This window comes from Enterobacter sp. EGD-HP1, from assembly GCF_000733275.2.
GTDB lineage: Bacteria > Pseudomonadota > Gammaproteobacteria > Enterobacterales > Enterobacteriaceae > Enterobacter.
Window position 1 is genome coordinate 132,918 of the sequence record NZ_AVOP01000023.1, and the last position, 26,173, is coordinate 159,090.

Consider the following 26,173-nt stretch of genomic DNA (forward strand, 5'->3'; position numbering starts at 1 on the left):
TTTTAAAAAATAAGTAGCACCTCATTGACCTGATATTTTCATGATGTCTCTTTAGGCCCTTGCTTAATACCCTGATCGTTAAATAAAAAAACGCCGCATCGTGCGGCGTTTGTCTCTCATTGACCAGAGCAGCAATATTATTCGCCGATCTTCGTCCAGGTATCACGCAGACCTACGGTACGGTTAAATACCGGTTTTTCCGCCGTGCTGTAACGGCTGTCCAGGCAGAAGTAACCTTCACGTTCAAACTGGAACGCTTTGCCCGCTTCAGCGGCTTTCAGAGAAGGCTCCGCATAACCCTGCTTGATCACCAGAGATTCCGGGTTGATGGTCGCCAGGAAGTCTTCCGCTGCACCTGGGTTAGGCACGCTGAACAGACGATCATACAGACGAATTTCTACCGGCAGCGCGTGGGAAGCGCTCACCCAGTGAATAACGCCTTTCACCTTGCGGCCATCCGCCGGATCTTTGCTCAGCGTTTCAGCATCATAAGAACAGAAGATGGTAGTGATATTCCCTTCTGCATCTTTCTCTACGCGCTCGGCTTTGATGACGTAGGCATTACGCAGACGGACTTCTTTGCCCAGCACCAGACGCTTGTACTGCTTGTTCGCTTCTTCGCGGAAGTCAGCACGATCGATCCAGATTTCGCCGCTGAACGGCACGTCGCGGGTACCCATCTCCGGCTTGCTCGGATGGTTAGGCATAGACACCAGCTCGCTCTCGCCCTGCGGGTAGTTTTCGATAACCAGTTTAACCGGGTCGATAACCGCCATCGCGCGTGGGGCATTTTCGTTGAGATCTTCGCGAATGCAGGACTCCAGGGAAGCCATCTCAATGGTGTTGTCCTGCTTGGTCACGCCGATGCGCTTGCAGAACTCACGAATAGAGGCGGCAGTGTAACCACGACGGCGCAAACCAGAAATGGTAGGCATACGCGGGTCATCCCAGCCTTCAACGTGCTTGTCGGTCACCAGCAGGTTCAACTTACGCTTGGACATCACGGTGTATTCCAGATTCAGACGAGAGAACTCGTACTGGCGCGGATGCACAGGAATGGTGATGTTATTCAGTACCCAGTCGTACAGACGACGGTTGTCCTGGAACTCCAGCGTACACAGGGAGTGAGTAATGCCTTCCAGCGCATCGCTGATGCAGTGGGTGAAGTCGTACATCGGGTAGATGCACCACTTGTTACCGGTCTGGTGGTGTTCTGCGAACTTGATGCGGTACAGCACCGGATCGCGCATCACGATGAACGGAGACGCCATGTCGATTTTGGCACGCAGGCACGCTTTGCCTTCTTCGAAGCCGCCGGCACGCATTTTTTCAAACAGCGCCAGGTTCTCTTCCACGCTGCGATCGCGGAACGGGCTGTTTTTTCCCGGCGCGGTCAGCGTACCGCGATATTCACGGATTTCATCTGCAGACAGTTCATCAACATACGCCAGACCTTTATTGATCAGTTCAACCGCGTAGGCGTACAGCTGATCGAAATAGTCAGAGGAGTAGCAGATATCGCCAGACCAGTTGAAGCCCAGCCATTGCACATCATTCTTGATGGACTCAACGTATTCGATGTCTTCTTTTACTGGGTTGGTATCATCGAAACGCAGGTTGCACTGTCCCTGGTAGTCTTGCGCAATGCCAAAGTTCAGGCAAATGGACTTCGCATGCCCGATATGCAGGTAGCCGTTCGGCTCCGGCGGGAAGCGGGTATGAATTGTGGTGTGCTTACCACTGGCCAGATCTTCATCGATGATCTGACGAATAAAGTTACTCGGGCGGGCTTCTGCCTCACTCATCGTGGATTCCTCAAAGCGTAAACAACGTATAACGGCGTATGATCTTATAAGCCGGACGTAGTGACAACCCTTAGTTACGGAAAATACGTCTCTGATGAAAATAATGGGGGCATTTGCTGCAAAAAAAAGCGGCGGAGGATATCCCCCGCCGCTTAAGGCATGACTCTACTCAGGAGCGATTACTTGCCTTTAATCTCGTACAGCGGCGTTTGACCCGCAACGACCTGACCTTTCGCCTGAATGACCAGACCACTGAAGTCATCAATGTTGCTGCAAACGACCGGACTTATCATGGAGCGCGCGTTGGCGTTCAGGAAGTCCAGATCCATTTCCAGAATCGGCTGCCCGGCCACCACTTCAGCCCCCTCTTCCACCAGGCGAGTAAAGCCCTGGCCGTTCAGCGCAACGGTATCGATACCCATATGGACAACGATCTCCGCACCATTTTCGGTTTCGAGGCAGAACGCGTGGTTGGTATTGAAGATTTTCACGATGGTACCGGCTGCCGGAGACACAACGGTTTTTTCCGTTGGTTTCACCGCCACACCGTCACCGACCGCTTTGCTGGCGAAGGCTTCATCGGGCACCTGCTCAAGGTCAACTACATCACCCGTTACCGGAGAGACCAAAGAGGCTACCGTCACGGCGTTAGGCACGGCCTGCGGCTTTGCTACCGGGGCAACCGTGCTCGCAGGCGCGCTGTCGGCTGATGCCGCCGCTACCGGGCCACGCGCAACCACTTTCTTCATTTCGTCACCGATGGATTCCGCTTTGGCACCCACGATAACCTGGATAGTTTGTTTGTTCAGTTTAACGACACCCGATGCGCCAAGGCGTTTACACATCGCGTCGCTTACGCGTGCAGAGTCACCCACCGTCAGACGCAGACGGGTGATACAGGCATCAATGGCTTTCAGGTTGTCAGTCCCTCCGACGGCAGCGATATAGTTTGTCGCCAGCTGGGTCAACCCCTCCTCGGTATTGCTGTTGGCTTCGCTGGTTACCACTTCGTCGTTGGTATCTTCGCGGCCCGGCGTTTTGAGGTTAAACATACGAATAACCGCAGTGAACAGGACGAAGTAGATGACGAAGAAGACCAGACCCATTACCACCAGCATCCAGACGTTCTTGCTTGCCGCCGGCAGGTTGTACATCAACACGTAGTCGATCGCGCCTGCAGAGAAGGAGAAGCCAGCATGGATACCCAGCAGGGTTGCCACAAACAGGCTGATACCGGTAAGTACCGCATGCATGAGGTACAGCACCGGAGCCAGGAACATGAACAGGAATTCCAGCGGCTCGGTTACACCAGTCAGGAACGCGGTAATCGCAACGGACAGCAGCATGCCGCCAACCATTGGGCGACGCGCTTTTGGCGCAGCCAGGTACATTGCCAGCGCAGCGCCCGGCAGACCAAACATCATGATTGGGAAGAAGCCAGACATGAACATGCCTGCGGTGCCGTCACCCGCGTAGAAGCGGTTAATATCGCCATGGAATACGGTACCCGCAGCATTGGTGAACTCACCAATCTGGAACCATGCGATAGTGTTCAGCACCTGATGCAGACCGGTTGGGATCAGCAGACGGTTGATAAAACCAAAGATACCCGAGCCAACTGCACCCGCAGAAACGATCCACTCGCCGCCCGCATGGATCGCATGCTGCACCGGTGGCCAGACGTAGCCAAAGATAGCGGCCAGAACCAGACAGAAGAAGCCCGTCGCGATTGGCACGAAACGTTTGCCGCCAAAGAAACTCAGGAAGTCTGGCAGCTTAATGTTTGCCCAGCGGTTGTACACAGCACCACCGACCAGACCGGTAATGATACCTGCCAGCACGCCCATGTTGATTTCGGGGTTAATCGTTACCATCGCTTTCGTCAGGATGAAATAACCGACTGCCCCTGCCAGCGCGGCAGCACCTGCGCTGTCTTTTGACCAGCTTGAAGCAACACCGATGGCGAAGATCAGCGCCAGGTTGTCAAAAATGGCACCGCCAGCCTGGGCAATAAACGGTACGTTAAGAAGATCGGGTTGCCCGAATCGCAGCAGCAGCGCTGCAACCGGTAGCACGGCGATAGGGAGCTGCAAAGCCCTACCGAGGCGCTGGAAAAAACCTAAAATATTCATCCTATTCCCCCTACGAGACCCTTTTTTCAGGCTCGCGCATAAACTATGTTTTTATTGTGTCACGAACGATAGATACCGTTGATAATTCACTGGCAGTCTGAGTGTGTGAAAAATTAATTCGTATCGCAAATTAAACACCTATTTTTTGTGATTTTTGTCACCAAATATCGTATTCAGCCCTCCCTTACACTGGCTAACAGCGAAAACTTATTTTATCATTCAAAAAATCAAGACGGATTGATCCGGCCTGAAAGTTTCCAGGTTACGCTTTAGTATCAGGTTCCGAAGCCATCCGCCCACTCTTCTACTTAAACTTTGAGGTGAACAATGAGACTGATTCCCCTGGCAACTGCTGAACAAGTCGGTAAATGGGCCGCTCGCCATATCGTAAACCGCATTAACGCGTTCAAGCCGACCGCCGATCGTCCTTTCGTTCTTGGCCTTCCGACCGGCGGCACGCCGCTGACAGCCTACAAGGCGCTGGTTGAGATGCATAAAGCAGGCCAGGTTAGCTTCAAACATGTTGTAACCTTCAATATGGATGAATACGTTGGCTTACCGAAAGACCACCCGGAAAGCTACCATAGCTTTATGCACCGCAATTTCTTTGATCACGTTGATATCCCCGCTGAAAATATTAACCTGCTGAATGGAAACGCGCCGGATATTGACGCAGAATGCCGCCAGTACGAAGAAAAAATCCGTTCTTACGGTAAAATCCACCTGTTCATGGGTGGCGTGGGCAACGATGGTCATATCGCGTTCAACGAACCGGCGTCATCTCTGGCTTCCCGTACCCGTATTAAAACGCTGACCCATGACACGCGCCTGGCAAACTCCCGTTTCTTTGACGGTGACGTTAACCAGGTTCCAAAATACGCCCTGACCGTAGGCGTAGGCACCCTGCTGGATGCCGAAGAAGTGATGATTCTGGTGCTGGGCGGCGTGAAAGCGCAGGCGCTCCAGGCTGCCGTTGAAGGCAACGTTAACCATATGTGGACCATCAGCTGCCTGCAGCTGCATCCTAAATCCGTCATCGTCTGCGACGAGCCGTCAACGATGGAGCTGAAGGTCAAAACGCTGAAATACTTCAATGAGTTAGAAGCTGAGAACATCAAAGGTCTGTAATTGAATAACCGCCTCTTCATCAAGAGGCGGCCGCTTTTTTTAACCGGGGGTCGTTATGTACGCTTTAACCCACGGTCGGATTTTTACCGGCCATGAAATTCTGGATGACCATGCGATTGTTATCGCTAATGGCCTGATTGAACGTGTTTGCCCGCTGGCAGAGCTGCCGCCGGAGATTGAACAGCGCTCACTCAATGGAGCAGTAATCTCCCCCGGTTTCATCGACGTACAGCTTAACGGCTGCGGCGGTGTGCAATTCAATGATACCGCCGATGCGGTGACGGTCGAAACGCTGGAGATCATGCAGAAAGCCAACGAGAAATCGGGCTGCACCAGCTATCTGCCAACGCTCATCACCAGCAGTGATGACCTCATGAAACAGGGTATCCGCGTGATGCGCGAATACCTGGCCAAACACCCTAATCAGGCGCTGGGTCTGCACCTTGAAGGACCATGGCTGAATATGGTCAAGAAAGGCACGCATAACCCGAATTATGTGCGTAAGCCTGATGCGGAGCTGGTTGATTACATGTGCGCGAACGCCGATGTGATCACCAAAGTGACGCTGGCGCCTGAAATAGCGGGAACGGATGTCATCAGCAAACTGGCTGGCGCCGGGATTATCGTTTCAGCAGGCCACTCAAACGCCACGCTGAAAGAAGCGAAAGCCGGTTTCCGCGCGGGCATTACCTTCGCAACGCACCTTTACAACGCAATGCCGTATATCACGGGGCGTGAGCCTGGCCTGGTCGGGGCGATTCTGGATGAGCCAGACGTCTACTGCGGCATTATTGCTGACGGCTTACACGTCGATTACACCAATATTCGCAACGCTAAGCGGCTGAAAGGTGACAAGCTTTGTCTGGTGACGGATGCCACCGCACCGGCAGGTGCAAATATTGAGCAGTTCATTTTTGCCAGTAAAACAATATACTACCGCAATGGACTGTGTGTGGATGAAAACGGTACGCTGAGCGGTTCCTCTTTGACCATGATTGAAGGGGTGCGTAACCTGGTTGAACATTGCGGGATAGCGCTTGATGAAGTCCTGCGTATGGCCACCCTTTATCCGGCTCGTGCAATGGGCGTGGATAAACAGCTCGGCGGAATTGCACCAGGTATGGTTGCAAACCTGACGGCATTCACACACGATTATAAAATTATTAAGACCATCGTTAATGGTAACGAGGTCGTCACTGAGTAAGTAAAAGTATGACACCTGGCGGACAAGCTCAAATCGGTAATGTCGATCTCGTTAAACAACTTAACAGTGCGGCGGTGTACCGCCTGATTGACCAGCACGGACCCATCTCGCGAATTCAGATAGCCGAACAAAGCCAGCTTGCTCCCGCCAGCGTGACAAAAATTACCCGCCAGCTCATTGAGCGCGGTCTGATCAAAGAAGTCGATCAGCAGGCCTCCACCGGGGGCCGCCGCGCGATCTCCATTATTACCGAAACCCGCAATTTTCAGGCTATTGGCGTCCGTCTGGGCCGCCATGACACCACGCTCACGCTGTACGATCTGAGCAGTAAAGCCATTGCGGAAGAGCACTACCCTCTTCCGGAGCGCACCCAGGAGACGCTGGAGCATGCGCTGCTCAATACCATCGCGCAGTTTATTGAAAGCTGTCAGCGCAAGATCCGCGAACTCATTGCCATCTCCGTCATTCTGCCCGGTCTGGTCGACCCGGAAAGCGGTGTGATCCGCTATATGCCGCACATTCAGGTTGAAAACTGGGGGTTGGTCGACGCGCTGGAAAAGCGTTTTAAAGTGACCTGCTTTGTGGGCCACGACATTCGCTCGCTGGCGCTGGCAGAGCACTACTTTGGTGCGAGCCAGGACTGCGAAGACTCTATTCTGGTGCGCGTTCACCGCGGAACGGGCGCAGGAATTATCTCTAACGGCCGTATTTTTATTGGTCGCAACGGTAACGTCGGCGAGATTGGCCACATTCAGGTTGAGCCCCTCGGGGAGCGCTGCCACTGCGGCAACTTCGGTTGTCTTGAAACCATTGCCGCCAACACGGCCATCGAGCAGCGCGTTCGCCATCTCCTTGAACAGGGTTACCAAAGCCGCGTCACGCTGGACGATTGCAAGATAGGCACCATCTGCAAAGCCGCCAATAAAGGCGACGCGCTGGCCTGCGAAGTGATCGAGCAGGTAGGACGCCACCTGGGGAAAACCATTGCCATCGCCATTAACCTGTTTAACCCACAAAAAGTGGTGATTGCCGGTGAAATTGTGGAAGCGGAAAAGGTGCTGCTCCCCGCCATTGAGGGCTGTATTAATACCCAGGCGCTGAAAGCATTCCGCCAGAATCTCCCGGTGGTTCGTTCAAAGCTTGACCATCGCTCGGCGATTGGCGCGTTTGCGCTGGTCAAACGCGCCATGCTCAACGGAATTCTGCTGCAGCATTTGCTGGAAAGCTGATCGGACCTTATAGTAACGCCTTCTTTTTTTGATGTCGGAATGTCCATGACCATTAAGAATGTAATTTGTGATATCGACGGCGTGCTGATGCACGACAACGTTGCCGTGCCGGGTGCTGCGGAGTTTCTGCACCGCATCATCGACAAAGGAATGCCTCTGGTTCTGCTCACGAACTACCCTTCCCAAACCGGTCAGGATCTGGCTAACCGCTTTGCCACGGCGGGCGTCGACGTTCCGGACAGCGTGTTTTATACCTCGGCAATGGCCACGGCGGATTTTCTGAAGCGTCAGGAAGGGAAAAAAGCCTACGTGGTGGGTGAAGGTGCGCTGATACACGAGCTGTACAAAGCTGGCTTTACCATCACCGATGTGAACCCTGACTTTGTGATTGTTGGCGAAACGCGCTCCTTTAACTGGGAGATGATGCATAAAGCGGCATACTTTGTCGCCAGCGGCGCGCGCTTTATCGCCACCAACCCGGATACGCACGGCCGTGGTTTTTACCCGGCCTGCGGCGCGCTGTGCGCCGGTATCGAGAAAATCTCAGGTCGTCAGCCGTTTGTGGTCGGGAAACCGAGCCCGTGGATCATTCGTGCCGCGCTCAACAAGATGCAGGCCCACTCTGAAGAAACCGTTATTGTCGGCGACAACCTGCGCACCGATATTCTGGCCGGATTCCAGGCGGGTCTGGAGACGATTCTGGTCCTCTCCGGCGTCTCTCAACTTGATGACATTGATTCGATGCCGTTCCGGCCAAGCTGGATTTACCCCTCCGTCGATGAAATCGACATCATCTGATACCGAACCACGCCACAGAGCGTGGTTTTCATTTATGGCCTACACAAACAGAAACCCATCTAACAAAAAACACGTTTCATTGCACAATCATCAATAAAAGAACCCATGACATACTCTTTTTTCACTATTCCGCAATCACCATTGCACTATTTCCGTTTTCACCCGTAAAACGCTTGCGCGCCCTGCCCCTTTGCGGCATTTTCATAAGCAAGCAACATTACAACGCAACAGGGTTAACGGAGAAGGTTATGTGTTCAATTTTTGGCGTACTGGATATTAAAACTGACGCGGGCGAACTGCGTAAAAAGGCACTCGAACTGTCCCGCCTGATGCGCCATCGCGGCCCGGACTGGTCAGGCGTTTACGCCAGTGACAAAGCGATTCTGGCTCACGAACGTCTGTCTATTGTTGACGTCAATGCCGGTGCACAGCCGCTGTATAACGAGAAAAAAACGCACGCGCTGGCTGTCAACGGTGAAATCTACAACCACCAGGCGCTGCGCGCCGAATATGGCGACCGCTACGCGTTCCAGACCGGTTCTGACTGTGAAGTGATCCTGGCGCTGTATCAGGAGAAAGGGCCTGAGTTCCTGGACGACCTGCAGGGCATGTTCGCCTTCGCCCTGTACGACAGCGAAAAAGATGCTTACCTGATTGGCCGCGACCACATCGGTATTATCCCGCTGTACATGGGCCACGATGAGCACGGCAACTTCTACGTTGCGTCTGAAATGAAGGCCCTGGTCCCGGTGTGCCGCACCATTAAAGAGTTCCCGGCAGGCAGCTACCTGTGGAGCAAAGACGGTGAGATCCGTCAGTATTATCAGCGTGACTGGTTCGATTTCGACGCGGTCAAAGACAACGTCACGGACAAAGCCGAGCTGCGTCAGGCCCTGGAGGATTCCGTGAAAAGCCACCTGATGTCCGACGTGCCTTACGGCGTGCTGCTCTCCGGCGGTCTGGACTCCTCCGTGATCTCCGCAATCACCAAGAAATTCGCGGCCCGTCGCGTGGAAGATCAGGAGCGCTCAGAAGCCTGGTGGCCACAGCTGCACTCTTTTGCCGTTGGCCTGGAAGGCGCTCCTGACCTGAAAGCCGCACAGGAAGTGGCGAACCACCTCGGCACCGTGCACCATGAAATTCATTTCACCGTGCAGGAAGGTCTGGATGCGATCCGCGATGTGATCTATCACATTGAAACCTATGACGTGACCACCATCCGCGCCTCGACCCCGATGTACCTGATGTCGCGTAAGATCAAAGCGATGGGCATCAAGATGGTGCTCTCCGGTGAAGGTTCTGACGAAGTGTTTGGCGGTTACCTGTACTTCCACAAAGCGCCGAACGCCAAAGAGCTGCACGAAGAGACCGTACGCAAGCTGCAGGCGCTGCATATGTTTGACTGCGCGCGCGCCAACAAAGCGATGTCCGCCTGGGGTGTGGAAGCGCGCGTGCCGTTCCTGGATAAGAAATTCCTCGACGTGGCGATGCGCATCAACCCGCAGGACAAGATGTGCGGCAACGGCAAAATGGAAAAACATATCCTGCGCGAATGTTTTGAATCCTATCTGCCGGCGAGCGTGGCATGGCGTCAGAAAGAGCAGTTCTCTGATGGCGTAGGTTATAGCTGGATCGACACCCTGAAAGAGGTCGCGGCGAAACAGGTTTCTGACCAACAGCTGGAAACCGCAAGCTTCCGCTTCCCGTACAACACGCCGGGCTCGAAAGAGGCGTATCTGTACCGTGAAATTTTTGAAGAGCTGTTCCCTGTGCCGAGCGCCGCGGAGTGCGTACCGGGTGGCCCGTCCGTCGCCTGCTCTTCAGCCAAAGCGATTGAATGGGATGAATCGTTCAAATCCATGAACGATCCATCAGGACGCGCGGTAGGCGTTCACCAGTCAGCCTACAAATAATCACTCAGATCGCAATCAGGCCCCTCAGGGGCCTGATTTTTTTGCCTCACATTTCACCGCCTAAATCTGATTAATAACCAATAATTGCCGAATATTCGGCCACGCTGTTCGCAACCTAACCAAACAGTCACATTCCGGCTATTTTCGTTGAAAAAGGTGTTGACGCTGCAAGGGTCTATACGCATAATGCGCCCCGCAACGCCGATAAGGTAACGCGAAAAAAGATGGCTACGTAGCTCAGTTGGTTAGAGCACATCACTCATAATGATGGGGTCACAGGTTCGAATCCCGTCGTAGCCACCATCTTTTTTGCGGGAGTGGCGAAATTGGTAGACGCACCAGATTTAGGTTCTGGCGCCGCAAGGTGTGCGAGTTCAAGTCTCGCCTCCCGCACCATTCCCAGGTAAGCGTTGCACGGATGGGGTATCGCCAAGCGGTAAGGCACCGGTTTTTGATACCGGCATTCCCTGGTTCGAATCCAGGTACCCCAGCCATATTTCTTCGATTTTGCGGTTCTCCGCGGTATTGGGGTATCGCCAAGCGGTAAGGCACCGGTTTTTGATACCGGCATTCCCTGGTTCGAATCCAGGTACCCCAGCCATCGAAGATTGCAGTACTGGCTACGTAGCTCAGTTGGTTAGAGCACATCACTCATAATGATGGGGTCACAGGTTCGAATCCCGTCGTAGCCACCAAATTAAGATTGTCGATTATTCGGTAATCAACACAAATTGTTGGGGTATCGCCAAGCGGTAAGGCACCGGATTCTGATTCCGGCATTCCGAGGTTCGAATCCTCGTACCCCAGCCAATTTAAAAAAGTCGTTAAGCAGTTTGTTTAACGCAATTGGGGTGTCGCCAAGCGGTAAGGCTCTGGTTTCTGATACCAGCATTCCGGGGTTCGAATCCCTGCACCCCAGCCACTTAAGTAACAAAAAAGCCCGCTCTGCGGGCTTTTTTGTTTTTGTTGTTCAGAATGGTGTGGCCTGATTCCCCCTCACCCTAACCCTCTCCCCAAAGGGGCGAGGGAATAGTCGGAGCAAAGATTAAAGTCCTAAGGCGTATTTCAGCGCCTGACGTTTCAGACCGCCGGCACGCTCCGCTGCCATCAAGCCAATATTACGCAGAATGCGCACCGGGGCTAAGTCATTGCTAAACCCGGCGTAGAAAAGATCCATCCCCGACTGCATGATAAAATTGTCCGCCATGCGTCGCGTCTGGTAACGCTTGAGAATCTGATGGCTGGCCCAGTTTTCCGCGTGCCCGCGGGCGCTGCCCAGCACATCCAGTAACGCATCGACATCACGGTACCCCAGATTCACGCCTTGCCCGGCCAGCGGATGAATGGTGTGCGCTGCATCGCCCACCAGCGCCAGCCCTTCACGGACATACTGCAAAGCATGGCGCCGCGTGAGGGGAAACGCCCCGGCAGCCACCGGCGTAACGTTGCCCAGACGGCTCGGAAAATGCAGGCGAATTTCCCGCTGCAATTGTTCCATGTTCATCCCCTGCAGCTGGCGAATGCGTGCCGGTTTGTCGTACCACACCAGCGACGCCCAGTTATCAAACAGCGGTAAAAAGGCGTGCGGACCGTTCGGCGTAAAGTGCTGCCACGTGCTTTCTCCCGGCGCATTCTCGCACTCGACGGTAATCAGCATGCAGGATTGCTCATACTGCCAGGCATGAACGCCGATACCCGCCATCTGTCTGACCTGCGAGTTAGCGCCGTCCGCCCCAACGACCAGCTTCACGGCCAGTGCATCGCCGCTGTCGAGCGTCAGTAAATAGCCGCTCTCATGAGGATGCAGTGCCTTAAGCGACGCCGGAACGCGCAGCGTCACCTTTGGGTGCGTCTCCAGCGCCTGCCAGAGCGCCAGCTGGAGCACGTTGTTTTCCACCATATAACCCAGGCGCGGCAGCTTCAGCTCAGCGGCATCAAACGCGACGTGGGCATTTTCCCACTCCCAGGTTTCAAGACGGCTGTAAGGATGGGCGCGCATCGCCAGCACCGCCTCCCAGACGCCCAACCCGCGCAGCAGATCGACGGACGCCGCGCTGATTGCGGAAATGCGTACATCCGGTTTGCTGGTGGGATCGAAGGCCGGCGGAGCAGCCTGTTCAATTACCGTTACCTCAAATCCCTGCTGCGCCAGCCCCAGCGCCAGCGCGCCGCCGACCATACCGCCGCCGACAACGGCAACTTCGGTGTGTAGGAGTGTCATGGTCAATTTTCCTTATTGGAGAATCCCTTAAGTTTACCGGATTTTTGCGGTCCTGAGACACATAACCTTCATACTGGTCACAACCCCACCAAAGCATTACAATACGCGGCTTGCAATCCTGAGCTGAGCAAGTCGATGACTAAAAAACTCCATATAAAAACCTGGGGCTGTCAGATGAACGAATACGATTCATCCAAGATGGCCGATCTGCTGGATTCAACCCACGGATACCAGCTGACAGAAAATGTGAAAGAAGCGGACGTGCTGCTGCTGAACACCTGTTCGATTCGTGAAAAAGCGCAGGAAAAAGTCTTTCACGTGTTAGGCCGCTGGAAGCTTCTCAAGCGAAAAAATCCGGACCTGATCATCGGCGTGGGTGGCTGCGTCGCGTCGCAGGAAGGCAAGCTGATCCGCCAGAGAGCCCCGTATGTGGATATTGTCTTTGGCCCTCAGACCCTGCATCGCCTGCCGGAGATGATCAATCAGGTTCGCGGCAACCGTAGCCCGGTTGTTGACGTCAGCTTCCCGGAGATCGAAAAGTTTGACCGTCTGCCGGAGCCGCGCGCCGATGGCCCAACCGCCTTCGTCTCCATCATGGAAGGCTGCAACAAATACTGCACTTACTGCGTGGTGCCCTACACCCGCGGTGAAGAAGTCAGCCGTCCGGCAGACGATATTCTGTTTGAAATCGCCCAGCTTGCCGCACAGGGCGTTCGCGAAGTGAACCTGCTGGGCCAGAACGTTAATGCCTGGCGCGGGGAAAACTACGACGGCACCACCGGCAGCTTTGCTGAGCTGCTGCGTCTGGTGGCCGCTATTGACGGTATCGACCGCATTCGCTTTACCACCAGCCATCCGATGGAGTTTACCGACGACATCATTGACGTGTATCGCGATACGCCAGAGCTGGTGAGCTTCCTGCACCTGCCGATTCAGTGTGGCTCTGACCGCGTGCTGAACCTGATGGGCCGCCCGCATACGGTGCTGGAGTATAAATCCACCATTCGTAAGCTGCGTGAAGCGCGTCCGGATATCCAGATCAGCTCCGATTTTATCGTCGGCTTCCCTGGCGAAACTGCTGATGACTTCGAGCGCACCATGAAGCTCATCGGCGAAGTGAATTTTGACGTCAGCTACAGCTTCATCTTCTCTGCGCGCCCTGGAACACCAGCCGCAGACATGGTTGACGATGTGCCGGAAGAAGAGAAAAAGCAGCGTCTGTATATTCTGCAGGAGCGTATTAACCAGCAGGCCAACGCGTGGAGCCGCCGTATGCTCGGCACCGTTCAACGCATTCTGGTGGAAGGCACCTCCCGCAAGAGCATTATGGAACTCTCCGGTCGTACCGAAAACAACCGCGTGGTGAACTTTGAGGGCACCCCGGATATGATCGGTAAATTCGTGGACGTCGAAATTGTCGAAGTGCTGACCAACTCGCTGCGCGCGAAGCTGGTACGCACCGAGGATGAAATGGGCCTGCGTATTGCCGAGTCACCGGAATCCGTGATCTCGCGTACCCGTAAAGAAAACGATTCTGGCGTGGGGATTTACCAGCCTTAATCCTCCTGGCCTGCCTTTCCGGCAGGCCTTGTATTTCCTCTCATCGTCCCCAATATCTTCCGCAACGCTTGCGCCTTTATTCTGTGGCGTGAATAATTTCGGTAATGACCGTTTTATTACGCCCTATCGCAATGGGTCAGTTAACCAATTAAAGAGGAACAGTTTGAATATAGATACGCGTGAAATTAGCCTTGAGCCAGCAGACAACGCTCGCCTGCTGAGCCTGTGCGGGCCGTTTGATGACAACATCAAACAACTGGAGCGACGTCTGGGTATCGAAATCAATCGTCGCGATAATCATTTCAAACTTACCGGACGCCCTATCTGCGTCAACGCCGCTGCGGATATTCTGCGTAGCCTGTATGTGGATACATCTCCCATGCGCGGCGAAATTCAGGATATCGAACCGGAACAAATTCACCTCGCCATTAAAGAGGCGCGCGTGCTTGAGCAGAGCGCGGAAAGCGTGCCGGACTACGGTAAGGCAATCAATATCAAGACCAAGCGTGGCGTCATTAAGCCGCGTACGCCAAACCAGGCGCAGTACATTGCCAATATTCTCGACCACGACATAACCTTTGGGGTGGGCCCTGCGGGGACGGGTAAAACCTATCTCGCCGTTGCCGCTGCGGTAGATGCGCTGGAACGCCAGGAGATCCGTCGCATCCTGCTGACCCGTCCGGCCGTTGAAGCGGGCGAAAAGCTGGGCTTCCTGCCAGGCGATCTGAGCCAGAAAGTCGACCCATATCTGCGCCCTTTATACGATGCGCTGTTCGAGATGCTCGGCTTTGAGAAGGTTGAGAAGCTCATTGAGCGTAACGTTATCGAAGTTGCCCCGCTCGCCTACATGCGCGGCCGTACGCTGAACGATGCGTTCATCATTCTTGATGAAAGCCAGAACACCACCATCGAACAGATGAAGATGTTCCTGACGCGTATCGGTTTTAACTCGAAAGCGGTCATCACCGGTGACGTCACCCAGATCGACCTGCCGCGCAGCACCAAATCCGGCCTGCGCCACGCCATTGAGGTGCTGGCCGAGGTCGACGAAATCAGCTTTAACTTCTTCCACAGTGAAGACGTGGTACGCCACCCGGTGGTCGCGCGTATCGTTAACGCCTATGAAGCCTGGGAAGAGGCGGATCAGAAGCGTAAGGCCGAACTGGCCGCTGAACGTAAGCGCGAAGCGCAGGAGCAAGAACAGAAATGAGTCAGGTGATCCTCGATTTACAGCTGGCCTGTGAAGACAATTCCGGCATGCCAGATGAGGCACAGTTTCAGAAATGGCTGGATGCCGTTATTCCGCAGTTTCAGGAAGAATCAGAAGTTACGATTCGCCTGGTGGATGAAGCAGAAAGCCATGAGCTTAACCTGACCTATCGTGGGAAAGATAAGCCGACAAACGTGCTCTCTTTCCCATTTGAAGCACCGCCGGGCATTGAGATGCCGCTGCTGGGCGATCTGATCATCTGCCGTCAGGTGGTTGAGCAGGAAGCCAAAGAGCAGCAAAAGCCGCTTGAGGCCCACTGGGCGCATATGGTGGTACACGGCAGTCTGCACCTGCTGGGCTACGATCACATTGAAGATGACGAAGCGGAAGAGATGGAGTCCCTCGAGACAGAGATAATGCTTGCTCTGGGCTATGAGGATCCGTACATTGCCGAGAAAGAATAGTCCGTCATCTGACGGACTCACATGCCGCCACGAAAGGACATCACGTGGCGGTAAACGTTGAACTAACAAGAGAACCCTTAACAAACGCCATGAGCGACGACAATTCACACAGTAGCGACACGACAACCAGTAAAAAGGGATTTTTCTCCCTCATTCTGAACCAGCTTTTCCACGGCGAACCCAAAAACCGTGATGAACTGCTGGAGCTGATTCGTGATTCCGGGCAGAACGACCTTATCGACGAAGATACGCGCGAAATGCTCGAAGGGGTTATGGACATCGCCGACCAGCGCGTTCGCGATATCATGATCCCCCGCTCGCAGATGATCACCCTGAAACGTAACCAGACGCTGGACGAGTGCCTCGATGTGATCATCGAATCCGCCCACTCGCGTTTCCCGGTCATCAGCGAAGATAAAGATCACATCGAAGGGATTTTGATGGCGAAAGATCTGCTGCCGTTTATGCGCAGCGATGCCGAAGCCTTCAGCATGGAAAAAGTGTTACGCCAGGCCGTGGTTGTGCCGGAAAGTAAACGTGTGGATCGGATGCTGAAAGAGTTCCGCTCTCAGCGTTACCACATGGCGATTGTTATTGATGAATTTGGCGGCGTTTCCGGACTGGTCACGATCGAGGATATTCTTGAGCTGATCGTGGGCGAAATCGAAGACGAGTACGACGAAGAAGAAGATATCGACTTCCGTCAGCTTAGCCGCCACACCTGGACCGTGCGCGCGCTGGCCTCCATTGAGGACTTCAACGACGCCTTCGGTACCCACTTCAGCGATGAAGAGGTCGATACCATTGGCGGGCTGGTGATGCAGGCCTTTGGCCACCTCCCGGCGCGCGGTGAGACCGTTGACATTGACGGTTACCAGTTCAAAGTGGCAATGGCCGACAGCCGACGTATTATACAGGTTCACGTCAGAACGCCGGACGACTCACCGGTGCCAAAACTGGAAGATTAATGTAAATGGCATTTGCCCCACTGCTTGAACGCCAGCGCGTCCGTTTGCTGCTGGCGCTGTTACTTGGAGCCAGCGGTACGCTGGCTTTCTCTCCTTACGATATCTGGCCCGCGGCCATTCTCTCCCTGATGGGGCTTCAGGGTCTGACCCTGAATCGTCGTCCGGTACAGGCTGCAGCCATCGGCTACTTCTGGGGGCTGGGGCTGTTTGGCTCCGGCATCAACTGGGTCTATGTCAGCATCGCCCAGTTTGGCGGTATGCCGGGCCCGGTTAACGTCTTCCTTGTAGTATTGCTCGCCGCGTATCTCTCACTCTATACCGGCCTGTTTGCCGGTATTCTCTCTCGCCTGTGGCCAAAAACCACCTGGCTGCGCGTCGCTATTGCCGCCCCAGTGGTCTGGCAGATTACCGAATTCCTGCGCGGCTGGGTGCTGACGGGCTTCCCGTGGCTGCAGTTCGGCTACAGCCAGATTGACGGCCCGCTAAAGGGCCTGGCTCCGGTAATGGGTGTTGAAGCCATCAACTTCCTGTTGATGGTGGTGAGCGGCCTGCTGGTCCTGGCGCTGGTCCAGCGATGCTGGAAACCGCTGGCCGTGGCGCTGGTGCTGTTCGCCCTGCCCTTCCCGCTGCGTTATATCCAGTGGTTCACGCCCGAGCCCGAGCGCGCCATGCAGGTTTCCATGGTGCAGGGGAATATCCCGCAGTCCATGAAGTGGGATGAGAAAGAGCTGCTGAATACGCTGAAGATCTACGCCAACGCCACCGAAGAGGTGATGGGTAAATCCCAGCTGATTATCTGGCCGGAGTCTGCAATTCCCGATCTGGAAATTAACCAGCAGCCGTTCCTCAACATGATGAACGACCTGCTGCTGGCGCGCGGCAGCACGCTGATCACCGGGATTGTTGATGCGCGTCTGAATCAGCAGAACCGCTACGACACCTACAACACCATCATTACGCTCGGCAAAGACAGCGAGTACAGCTACCACTCCACTGACCGGTACAACAAGAACCACCTGGTACCGTTTGGTGAGTTTGTCCCGCTGGAGTCGATTCTGCGCCCGCTGGCCCCGTTCTTTGACCTGCCAATGTCCTCCTTCAGCCGCGGCCCGTACGTACAGCCTCAGCTGCACGCGCACGGCGTAGCCCTGACGGCGGCCATCTGCTACGAAATCATTCTCGGCGAGCAGGTGCGTGATAACTTCCGCCCGGATACTGACTATCTGCTGACCATCTCCAACGACGCCTGGTTTGGTAAGTCAATCGGCCCGTGGCAGCACTTCCAGATGGCACGCATGCGCTCTCTGGAGCTGGCGCGTCCGCTGCTGCGCAGCACCAACAACGGCATCACCGCCGTGATTGGCCCGCAGGGAGAAATCCAGGCGATGATCCCGCAGTTTACCCGTGAGGTGCTGACCACTAACGTCACGCCAACCACGGGGCTGACGCCATACGCGCGCACCGGCAACTGGCCGCTGTGGATTTTGACCGTGCTGTTCGGCTTTGGCGCAGTGCTGATGAGCCTGCGTCAGCGTCGTAAATAACCTTACCTTCTGTTGCCGGGTGGCGCTGACGCTTACCCGGCCTACTTTCCCGTGCTGTAGGTCGGGTAAGGCGTAGCCGCCACCCGACAATTTCCTCCAGGCTTCCATTCTGGCACGCCTATTGCTTTGTTTATTCAGGTAAACGCAGTTTGGCTTAACGTGCAACTTTGTCGCACCAGCGTAGATCATCGGTAGCACCGAAACGGTGCAACGGGAGATATTTGCCTCTGAATGGTGCGGCGCGCTTCGCAAAAATAAACAATAACGCAGCAAAATCTTTACATTAAGCCAGACTAAATGTTAACAAGCTTGCATAACACTGCACTCGCATTGCGCGAGATATAACAACATCACAATGGGTATCAAAGCGTCACTGGCGCTGATAAAAAAGGAGTTGGGTATGCAATTACGTAAACTGGCCACAGCAATGCTGGTGATGGGAATGTCTGCTGGCGTGGTTCACGCTGAAGATGCGCCGGCAGCAGGCAGCACTCTCGACAAGATTGCCAAAAACGGCGTCATCGTGGTCGGCCACCGTGAATCATCTGTCCCGTTCTCTTACTACGACAACACGCAAAAAGTCGTGGGCTATTCACAGGATTACTCCAACGCCATCGTTGAAGCTGTGAAGAAAAAGCTGAACAAACCTGACCTGCAGGTGAAGCTGATCCCAATCACTTCACAGAACCGTATTCCACTGCTGCAAAACGGCACCTTTGACTTCGAGTGTGGCTCCACCACCAACAACCTCGAGCGTCAGAAACAGGCTGCCTTCTCTGACACCATCTTTGTCGTGGGCACCCGTCTGCTGACGAAGAAAGGCGGTGAGATCAAAGACTTCGCTGACCTGAAAGGCAAAGCGGTTGTTGTCACCTCCGGTACCACGTCAGAAGTGCTGCTGCACAAGCTGAACGACGAGAAGAAAATGGATATGCGCATCATCAGCGCGAAAGACCATGGCGACTCCTTCCGTACCCTGGAAAGCGGTCGTGCCGTCGCGTTTATGATGGATGACGCCCTGCTGGCGGGCGAACGTGCGAAAGCGAAAAAACCAGACAACTGGGATATCGTCGGTACCGCGCAGTCGAAAGAAGCCTACGGCTGTATGCTGCGTAAAGACGATCCGCAGTTCAAAAAGCTGATCGATGACACCATCGCTCAGGTGCAGACCTCCGGCGAAGCCGAAAAATGGTTCGATAAGTGGTTCAAGAACCCGATTCCACCAAAAAACCTGAACATGAATTTTGAACTGTCTGAAGACATGAAAGCGCTGTTCAAATCTCCAAATGACAAGGCTCTTAACTAATTAGAACAACAGGGGCGGGATCTCCTGCCCTCTCGATTGTCGGGAAGCATGGACAGACTATACGTTGAGTGGTCGTTCCCCACTCAGCGCGAAAAATGAGCTTCTCACCAATCTTCGAGGGTAGCGCTGCTACCCTTTTTTTTCTGGAGTTTATTATGTCAATAGACTGGAACTGGGGCATATTCCTGCAACAAGCCCCGTTCGGCAACACCACCTATCTTGGCTGGCTGTGGAGCGGCTTTCAGGTCACCGTGGCATTATCGATAACGGCGTGGATCATCGCGTTTCTTGTCGGTTCTTTGTTCGGTATTCTGCGCACCGTCCCAAACCGTTTTCTTTCAACACTTGGCACCCTGTATGTGGAACTGTTCCGTAACGTTCCGCTGATCGTGCAATTCTTTACCTGGTATCTGGTCATTCCGGAACTGCTGCCGGAAAATATTGGCATGTGGTTCAAGTCGGAACTGGATCCAAACGTGCAGTTCTTTGTCTCCTCCATGATGTGTCTGGGGCTGTTTACCGCTGCGCGCGTTTGCGAGCAGGTGCGTGCCGCCATTCAGTCATTGCCGCGCGGACAAAAAAATGCGGGCCTGGCAATGGGCCTGACACTGCCACAAACCTACCGCTATGTGCTGCTGCCTAACGCCTACCGGGTTATCGTTCCACCGATGACCTCCGAGATGATGAACCTGGTGAAAAACTCGGCCATCGCCTCGACTATCGGCCTGGTCGACATGGCTGCACAGGCGGGCAAGCTGCTGGATTACTCCGCCCACGCGTGGGAATCCTTCACCGCGATCACGCTCGCGTATGTTCTGATTAACGCTTTCATCATGCTGGTGATGAACCTGGTTGAACGCAAAATCCGCCTGCCGGGCAATCTGGGGGGCAAATAATGTACGAATTTGACTGGAGTTCTATCGTTCCATCCATGCCTTACCTGCTTGATGGCCTGGTGATTACCTTAAAAATCACCGTTATCGCCATCATCATTGGTATCGTCTGGGGTACCCTGCTGGCCGTCATGCGCCTGTCGAGCTTTAAGCCGTTCGCCTGGTTTGCGACCGCCTACGTTAACGTGTTCCGCTCCATCCCGCTGGTGATGGTACTGCTGTGGTTTTACCTGATTGTGCCCGGCTTCCTGCAGAACGTGCTGGGGCTGTCGCCGAAAACCGATATCCGTCTGATTTCCGCCATGGTGGCGTTCTCAATGTTTGAGGCCGCTTACTACTCGGAGATTATCCGCGCGGGCATTCAGAGTATCTCCCGCGGGCAATCCAGCGCCGCGCTGGCGCTTGGGATGACCCACTGGCAGTCCATGCAGCTGATTATTCTGCCGCAGGCGTTTCGCGCCATGGTTCCGCTCCTGCTGACCCAGGGTATCGTGCTGTTCCAGGATACCTCGCTGGTCTACGTTCTGAGCCTGGCAGACTTCTTCCGTACCGCGTCAACCATCGGTGAGCGTGATGGTACGCAGGTCGAGATGGTGCTCTTTGCGGGTGCGGTCTATTTTGTGATTAGTTTAAGCGCGTCGCTGTTGGTCAGCTGGCTGAAGAAAAGGACGGTATAATGATTTCCCTGAAAAATGTTTCTAAATGGTATGGGCACTTTCAGGTGCTGACCGACTGCTCCACTGAGGTTAAAAAAGGCGACGTGGTGGTGGTGTGCGGGCCGTCCGGCTCCGGTAAATCAACGCTGATCAAAACCGTCAACGGCCTGGAGCCGGTGCAGCAGGGTGAAATTGTCGTCAACGGCACCAGGGTCAACGACAAAAAAACCAACCTCGCCCAGCTTCGCTCTCACGTTGGCATGGTGTTCCAGCATTTTGAGCTGTTCCCTCACCTCTCCATTATTGAGAACCTGACGCTGGCGCAGGTGAAAGTGCTTAAGCGTGATAAAAAAGCGTCGCGTGAGAAAGGCCTGAAACTCCTGGAACGCGTTGGGCTCTCGGCGCATGCCGATAAGTTCCCGGCTCAGCTTTCTGGCGGCCAGCAGCAGCGCGTGGCGATCGCCCGTGCGCTGTGCATGGATCCCGTTGCAATGCTGTTTGATGAGCCAACGTCGGCCCTCGATCCAGAGATGATCAACGAAGTGCTGGACGTGATGGTTGAACTGGCGCACGAAGGGATGACCATGATGGTGGTGACCCACGAAATGGGCTTCGCCCGTAAAGTGGCCAACCGCGTGATCTTTATGGACGAAGGGAAAATTGTGGAAGACTCTCCGAAAGAAGAGTTCTTCGCCAACCCGAAATCCGAGCGCGCTAAAGACTTCCTCGCCAAAATCCTGCATTAATCTCCACGGTGCGCAATCTGCGGATTGCGCACTGCTTCACGCTTTGCACCTCTTCTTCTCGTCGACTTCACTTCGCGGCGTTAACCTTGTCACAAAATAACGCTACGTATGGAGAACGCTATGGCACAACCGATCATTCTCGATTGCGATCCGGGTCATGATGACGCGATCGCGCTCGTCCTTGCACTTGCCTCCCCTGAACTCGACGTAAAAGCCGTCACCTCGTCCGCCGGAAACCAGACGCCTGAAAAAACCCTGCGCAACGTGCTGCGCATGCTCACGCTGCTCAAACGCACCGATGTTCCTGTCGCCGGTGGGGCCGTGAAGCCGCTGATGCGCGAGCTGATTATTGCCGACAACGTGCATGGCGAAAGCGGGCTGGACGGTCCGGCACTCCCGGAGCCGGGTTTTGCGCCGCAAAACTGTACCGCCGTGGAGCTGATGGCAAAAGTGCTGCGTGAAAGTGCAGAACCGGTAACGCTGGTGGCTACCGGACCACAAACTAACGTTGCGCTGCTGCTGAACAGCCATCCTGAGCTGCATAATAAAATTGCGCGTATTGTGATTATGGGCGGGGCCATGGGGCTGGGGAACTGGACGCCTGCGGCGGAGTTCAACATCTTCGTCGACCCGGAAGCCGCTGAGATTGTCTTCCAGTCTGGCTTACCGATTGTGATGGCAGGGCTTGACGTTACCCATCGCGCGCAGATTATGGCGGACGATATTGAGCGTTTTCGCTCGGTGGGCAACCCGGTTGCGACAACCGTGGCCGAGCTGCTCGACTTCTTTATGGAGTATCACAAAGCCGAGAAGTGGGGCTTCCACGGCGCCCCCCTGCACGACCCGTGCACCATTGCCTGGCTGCTGAAGCCTGAAATGTTTACCACGGTGGACAGATGGGTTGGCGTGGAGACGCAGGGGAAATACACCCAGGGAATGACGGTGGTGGATTATTACTCGCTGACGGGGAATGCGCCAAATACCACGGTGATAGTAGATATCGACCGGGAGGCGTTTGTGGATTTGCTGGCGGAAAGGCTGGCTTACTATAGTGCGGCCTGATGCCCTCACCCCGGCCCTCTCCCACGGGGAGAGGGTGCGAACAGTTTTGCTTTTCTAGGGCTCAAACGGCCGACGCTGGAACTGATCGTGGCCGCATTTCGGGCACATCGGCAGGACATCCGGCGTATACACCGCAATATGGTGGTGGCAATTCTCGCACACCAGATTTCCCAGCCCGACCACCTCACCACTGTGATACACACCGTGATGGTTCAAATCCTGAAAGACCTCGCGCCACTCCAGCTGCGTTTTATCCGTGATGTCGGCCAGCTCTTGCCACAGGCTCTCTTTAATCACCCGCATAAAAACGCTGTCCGTGACCTCCTCCTGACTTTCCTGGTAGCTGCGCGCGAACTCTTCCAGATCGCGACGCACGGCGCGCGTCACCTCTTCCACTTCGGTTCGCGTTAACTCACCCGTTTGCGTCACGCGGGCACGCGCTTGCTCCACCAGCGCGTCGATATCGCGCTCGCCGTTACGCAGCCGTTCCGTCAGTGTCGCCACCAGTTCGCGGTAAAATTGAGCAACCTTGTTCATCATTTTGCCTCCCGGGTAAGTAACTATTTCTAATAATAGACCTTATTTCATCGCCGCTTTGTCAGGTGAAGCACAGACCCGGTAAATTCCTGCAAAGCGCATTTGTGCGAAAGGCTGTTTTGACGCGGGCGTTTGGGCTATGCTATGCGGATCTGAATTACCACATCCATTGGCTACATTTGTAGCTGTATTGAAAACAGGACCACTGGCTGCCATGCAAGAGCAATACCGCCCGGAAGAGATAGAATCAAAAGTCCAGCAACACTGGGACGAGAAGCGCACCTTTGAAGTAACCGAAGACGAGAGCAAAGAGAAGTATTACTGCCTGTCGATGCTTCCCTATCCTTCTGGTCGACTACACATGGGCCACGTGCGTAACTACACCATCGGCGATGTGATTGCACGTTACCAGCGCATGCTGGGCAAAAACGTTCTGCAGCCAATCGGCTGGGATGCGTTCGGTCTGCCTGCAGAAGGCGCGGCGGTTAAAAACAATACGGCACCGGCGCCGTGGACGTACGACAACATCGCGTACATGAAAAACCAGCTCAAAATGCTGGGCTTCGGCTATGACTGGAGCCGCGAGCTGGCGACCTGTACCCCGGAATACTATCGCTGGGAGCAGAAGTTCTTCACCGAGCTGTACAAAAAAGGCCTGGTCTATAAGAAGACCTCTGCCGTTAACTGGTGTCCGAATGACCAGACCGTTCTCGCGAACGAGCAGGTTATTGATGGCTGCTGCTGGCGCTGCGACACGAAAGTTGAGCGTAAAGAGATCCCACAGTGGTTTATTAAAATCACCGCTTACGCTGATGAGTTGCTGAACGATCTGGATAACCTGGACCACTGGCCAGATACCGTTAAGACCATGCAGCGTAACTGGATCGGCCGTTCTGAAGGCGTAGAAATTACCTTCAACGTTGAGAACTACGACCAGACCCTGACTGTCTACACCACCCGTCCGGACACCTTCATGGGCGCGACCTACCTGGCCGTGGCCGCAGGTCATCCGCTGGCGCAGAAAGCGGCGGAAAATAATCCGGAGCTGGCCACCTTCATCGACGAGTGCCGCAACACCAAAGTGGCCGAAGCCGATATGGCGACGATGGAGAAAAAAGGTGTTGATACCGGCTTTAAAGCCATTCACCCACTGACTGGCGAAGCGATCCCGGTCTGGGCAGCGAACTTCGTTCTGATGGAGTACGGTACAGGCGCAGTCATGGCCGTTCCGGGTCACGACCAGCGCGACTACGAATTTGCCACCAAATATGGCCTGACCATCAAGCCGGTTATCCTGGCGGCTGACGGTTCAGAACCAGACCTGTCTGAACACGCGCTGACTGAAAAAGGTACCCTGTTCAACTCCGGCGAGTTCAGCGGTCTGAGCTTCGAAGAGGGCTTCAACGCCATCGCCGATAAGCTGGCCTCTCTGGGCGTGGGCGAGCGTAAAGTTAACTTCCGTCTGCGCGACTGGGGCGTGTCACGTCAGCGTTACTGGGGGGCACCAATCCCAATGGTGACGCTGGAGGATGGCACCGTGATGCCAACCCCGGAAGATCAGCTCCCGGTGATCCTGCCGGAAGATGTGGTCATGGACGGTATCACCAGCCCGATCAAAGCCGATCCTGAGTGGGCAAAAACCACTGTAAACGGTCAGCCTGCACTGCGTGAAACAGACACCTTTGACACCTTTATGGAGTCATCCTGGTACTATGCGCGCTACACCTGCCCGCAGTATCAGGACGGTATGCTCGATTCCGATGCTGCAAACTACTGGCTGCCGGTAGATATCTACATTGGCGGTATCGAACACGCCATCATGCACCTGCTCTACTTCCGCTTCTTCCACAAACTGATGCGCGATGCGGGCATGGTGAACTCTGACGAACCAGCAAAACAGCTGCTGTGTCAGGGCATGGTACTGGCAGATGCGTTCTATTACGTCGGTGCCAACGGCGAGCGTAACTGGGTTTCTCCGGTTGATGCGATCGTTGAGCGCGATGAGAAGGGCCGTATCGTTAAGGCGAAAGATGCCGAAGGTCATGAACTGGTCTACACCGGCATGAGCAAGATGTCCAAGTCGAAAAACAACGGTATCGATCCGCAGGTGATGGTTGAGCGTTACGGTGCAGATACCGTGCGTCTGTTCATGATGTTTGCCTCTCCGGCGGACATGACCCTGGAATGGCAGGAGTCTGGCGTGGAAGGCGCGAACCGCTTCCTGAAACGCGTCTGGAAACTGGTTTACGAGCACACCGCACTGGGCGATGCTCCGGCACTGAACGCCGCTGCACTGACTGAAGATCAGCAGGCGCTGCGTCGTGATGTGCATAAAACGATTGCAAAAGTGACCGATGATATTGGTCGTCGTCAGACCTTCAATACCGCAATTGCGGCTATTATGGAACTGATGAACAAGCTGGCGAAGGCCCCGCAGGACGGCGAGCAGGATCGTGCCTTAATGCGTGAAGCGCTGCTGGCCGTTGTTCGCATGCTGAACCCGTTCACTCCGCACGTTAGCTTTACCCTGTGGCAGGAGCTGAAAGGCGAAGGCGATATCGACAACGCGCCATGGCCGCAGGCTGACGAAGCCGCGATGGTGGAAAACACGACGCTGGTTGTGGTCCAGGTAAACGGCAAAGTCCGCGGTAAAATTACCGTGCCGGTCGATGCAACCGAAGAACAGGTTCGCGAACGTGCAGGCCAGGAACCTCTGGTCGCAAAATATCTTGAGGGCGTTACCGTACGTAAAGTGATCTACGTACCGGGTAAATTGCTCAATCTGGTCGTTGGCTAA

At 54.7% G+C, this 26,173-nt stretch carries 20 protein-coding genes and 7 tRNA genes; 23 read left to right on the forward strand and 4 right to left on the reverse strand.

Annotated features, from left to right (window positions below):
* Positions 1 to 137: 137 nt before the first annotated feature.
* Positions 138 to 1,805 (reverse strand): glutamine--tRNA ligase, encoded by a 1,668-nt coding sequence (glnS, locus tag N037_RS14270; RefSeq protein WP_032641696.1) that lies wholly within the window; start codon positions 1,803 to 1,805, stop codon positions 138 to 140.
* 179 nt (positions 1,806 to 1,984) lie between these two features.
* Positions 1,985 to 3,937: a PTS N-acetyl glucosamine transporter subunit IIABC gene (gene nagE, locus N037_RS14275; protein ID WP_032641697.1), complete on the reverse strand. Its 1,953-nt coding sequence runs from the start codon at positions 3,935 to 3,937 to the stop codon at positions 1,985 to 1,987.
* Positions 3,938 to 4,264: 327 nt separating this feature from the next.
* Between nagE and nagB the strand changes: the two genes are divergently transcribed.
* The 12 genes from nagB (at position 4,265) to N037_RS14335 (ending at position 11,131) form a co-directional block, all read left to right on the forward strand.
* Entirely contained in the window at positions 4,265 to 5,065 is an 801-nt protein-coding gene (gene nagB / locus N037_RS14280) for a glucosamine-6-phosphate deaminase (RefSeq protein ID WP_032641699.1), read from the forward strand.
* Between the two features lie 55 nt (positions 5,066 to 5,120).
* Entirely contained in the window at positions 5,121 to 6,269 is a 1,149-nt protein-coding gene (gene nagA / locus N037_RS14285; protein ID WP_032641701.1) for an N-acetylglucosamine-6-phosphate deacetylase, read from the forward strand.
* 8 nt (positions 6,270 to 6,277) lie between these two features.
* Positions 6,278 to 7,498: a DNA-binding transcriptional regulator NagC gene (gene nagC / locus N037_RS14290; RefSeq protein ID WP_021242995.1), complete on the forward strand. Its 1,221-nt coding sequence runs from the start codon at positions 6,278 to 6,280 to the stop codon at positions 7,496 to 7,498.
* Positions 7,499 to 7,543: 45 nt separating this feature from the next.
* Entirely contained in the window at positions 7,544 to 8,296 is a 753-nt protein-coding gene (gene nagD, locus N037_RS14295) for a ribonucleotide monophosphatase NagD (RefSeq protein WP_023310763.1), read from the forward strand.
* 248 nt (positions 8,297 to 8,544) lie between these two features.
* Complete coding sequence (gene asnB, locus N037_RS14300; RefSeq protein ID WP_014069343.1) at positions 8,545 to 10,209, forward strand: asparagine synthase B; 1,665 nt, start codon at positions 8,545 to 8,547, stop codon at positions 10,207 to 10,209.
* 226 nt (positions 10,210 to 10,435) lie between these two features.
* A tRNA-Met gene (locus N037_RS14305) sits at positions 10,436 to 10,512 on the forward strand.
* 8 nt (positions 10,513 to 10,520) lie between these two features.
* Positions 10,521 to 10,605, forward strand: a tRNA-Leu gene (locus tag N037_RS14310).
* Positions 10,606 to 10,628: 23 nt separating this feature from the next.
* Positions 10,629 to 10,703, forward strand: a tRNA-Gln gene (locus N037_RS14315).
* Between the two features lie 32 nt (positions 10,704 to 10,735).
* Positions 10,736 to 10,810 (forward strand) — tRNA-Gln (locus tag N037_RS14320).
* Positions 10,811 to 10,827: 17 nt separating this feature from the next.
* A tRNA-Met gene (locus N037_RS14325) sits at positions 10,828 to 10,904 on the forward strand.
* 40 nt (positions 10,905 to 10,944) lie between these two features.
* A tRNA-Gln gene (locus N037_RS14330) sits at positions 10,945 to 11,019 on the forward strand.
* Between the two features lie 37 nt (positions 11,020 to 11,056).
* Positions 11,057 to 11,131: transfer RNA gene (locus tag N037_RS14335), tRNA-Gln, on the forward strand.
* 123 nt (positions 11,132 to 11,254) lie between these two features.
* Here N037_RS14335 and ubiF read toward each other — a convergent pair.
* Complete coding sequence (ubiF, locus tag N037_RS14340; RefSeq protein WP_023334905.1) at positions 11,255 to 12,430, reverse strand: 3-demethoxyubiquinol 3-hydroxylase; 1,176 nt, start codon at positions 12,428 to 12,430, stop codon at positions 11,255 to 11,257.
* A gap of 135 nt (positions 12,431 to 12,565) precedes the next feature.
* Between ubiF and miaB the strand changes: the two genes are divergently transcribed.
* From miaB to rihA, 10 genes are all read left to right on the forward strand, one after another.
* Positions 12,566 to 13,990 carry a tRNA (N6-isopentenyl adenosine(37)-C2)-methylthiotransferase MiaB gene (gene miaB / locus N037_RS14345; protein ID WP_032641703.1) on the forward strand — a complete coding sequence of 475 codons (1,425 nt, stop codon included), beginning with the start codon at positions 12,566 to 12,568 and terminating at the stop codon, positions 13,988 to 13,990.
* A 163-nt stretch (positions 13,991 to 14,153) separates the two neighbouring features.
* Entirely contained in the window at positions 14,154 to 15,200 is a 1,047-nt protein-coding gene (locus N037_RS14350) for a PhoH family protein (RefSeq protein ID WP_008501053.1), read from the forward strand.
* Complete coding sequence (gene ybeY / locus N037_RS14355) at positions 15,197 to 15,664, forward strand: rRNA maturation RNase YbeY (protein ID WP_008501052.1); 468 nt, start codon at positions 15,197 to 15,199, stop codon at positions 15,662 to 15,664. Before N037_RS14350 ends, ybeY begins: the two co-directional genes overlap by 4 nt.
* A gap of 89 nt (positions 15,665 to 15,753) precedes the next feature.
* Positions 15,754 to 16,632: a CNNM family magnesium/cobalt transport protein CorC gene (corC, locus tag N037_RS14360; RefSeq protein WP_021242574.1), complete on the forward strand. Its 879-nt coding sequence runs from the start codon at positions 15,754 to 15,756 to the stop codon at positions 16,630 to 16,632.
* A gap of 5 nt (positions 16,633 to 16,637) precedes the next feature.
* Positions 16,638 to 18,176 (forward strand): apolipoprotein N-acyltransferase, encoded by a 1,539-nt coding sequence (gene lnt, locus N037_RS14365; RefSeq protein WP_023334903.1) that lies wholly within the window; start codon positions 16,638 to 16,640, stop codon positions 18,174 to 18,176.
* 400 nt (positions 18,177 to 18,576) lie between these two features.
* Positions 18,577 to 19,482 (forward strand): amino acid ABC transporter substrate-binding protein, encoded by a 906-nt coding sequence (locus N037_RS14370; protein ID WP_023334902.1) that lies wholly within the window; start codon positions 18,577 to 18,579, stop codon positions 19,480 to 19,482.
* A 155-nt stretch (positions 19,483 to 19,637) separates the two neighbouring features.
* On the forward strand, positions 19,638 to 20,378 hold the full coding sequence (locus N037_RS14375) for an amino acid ABC transporter permease (protein WP_023310756.1): 741 nt from the start codon (positions 19,638 to 19,640) through the stop codon (positions 20,376 to 20,378).
* Positions 20,378 to 21,052, forward strand: coding sequence for a glutamate/aspartate ABC transporter permease GltK (gene gltK / locus N037_RS14380; RefSeq protein WP_023334900.1), 675 nt, complete (start codon positions 20,378 to 20,380; stop codon positions 21,050 to 21,052). Before N037_RS14375 ends, gltK begins: the two co-directional genes overlap by 1 nt.
* Positions 21,052 to 21,777, forward strand: a complete 726-nt coding sequence (locus N037_RS14385) for an amino acid ABC transporter ATP-binding protein (RefSeq protein WP_029740140.1) — start codon at positions 21,052 to 21,054, stop codon at positions 21,775 to 21,777. The genes gltK and N037_RS14385 overlap by 1 nt, the downstream gene beginning before the upstream one ends.
* Before the next feature lie 120 nt (positions 21,778 to 21,897).
* Entirely contained in the window at positions 21,898 to 22,839 is a 942-nt protein-coding gene (gene rihA / locus N037_RS14390; RefSeq protein WP_032641706.1) for a pyrimidine-specific ribonucleoside hydrolase RihA, read from the forward strand.
* 54 nt (positions 22,840 to 22,893) lie between these two features.
* Here the strand turns inward: rihA and N037_RS14395 are convergent, their stop codons facing one another.
* Positions 22,894 to 23,376 (reverse strand): zinc ribbon-containing protein, encoded by a 483-nt coding sequence (locus tag N037_RS14395; RefSeq protein ID WP_029740138.1) that lies wholly within the window; start codon positions 23,374 to 23,376, stop codon positions 22,894 to 22,896.
* A 214-nt stretch (positions 23,377 to 23,590) separates the two neighbouring features.
* On the opposite strand from N037_RS14395, the gene leuS reads away from it, so the two are divergent.
* Complete coding sequence (gene leuS / locus N037_RS14400) at positions 23,591 to 26,173, forward strand: leucine--tRNA ligase (RefSeq protein ID WP_032641708.1); 2,583 nt, start codon at positions 23,591 to 23,593, stop codon at positions 26,171 to 26,173.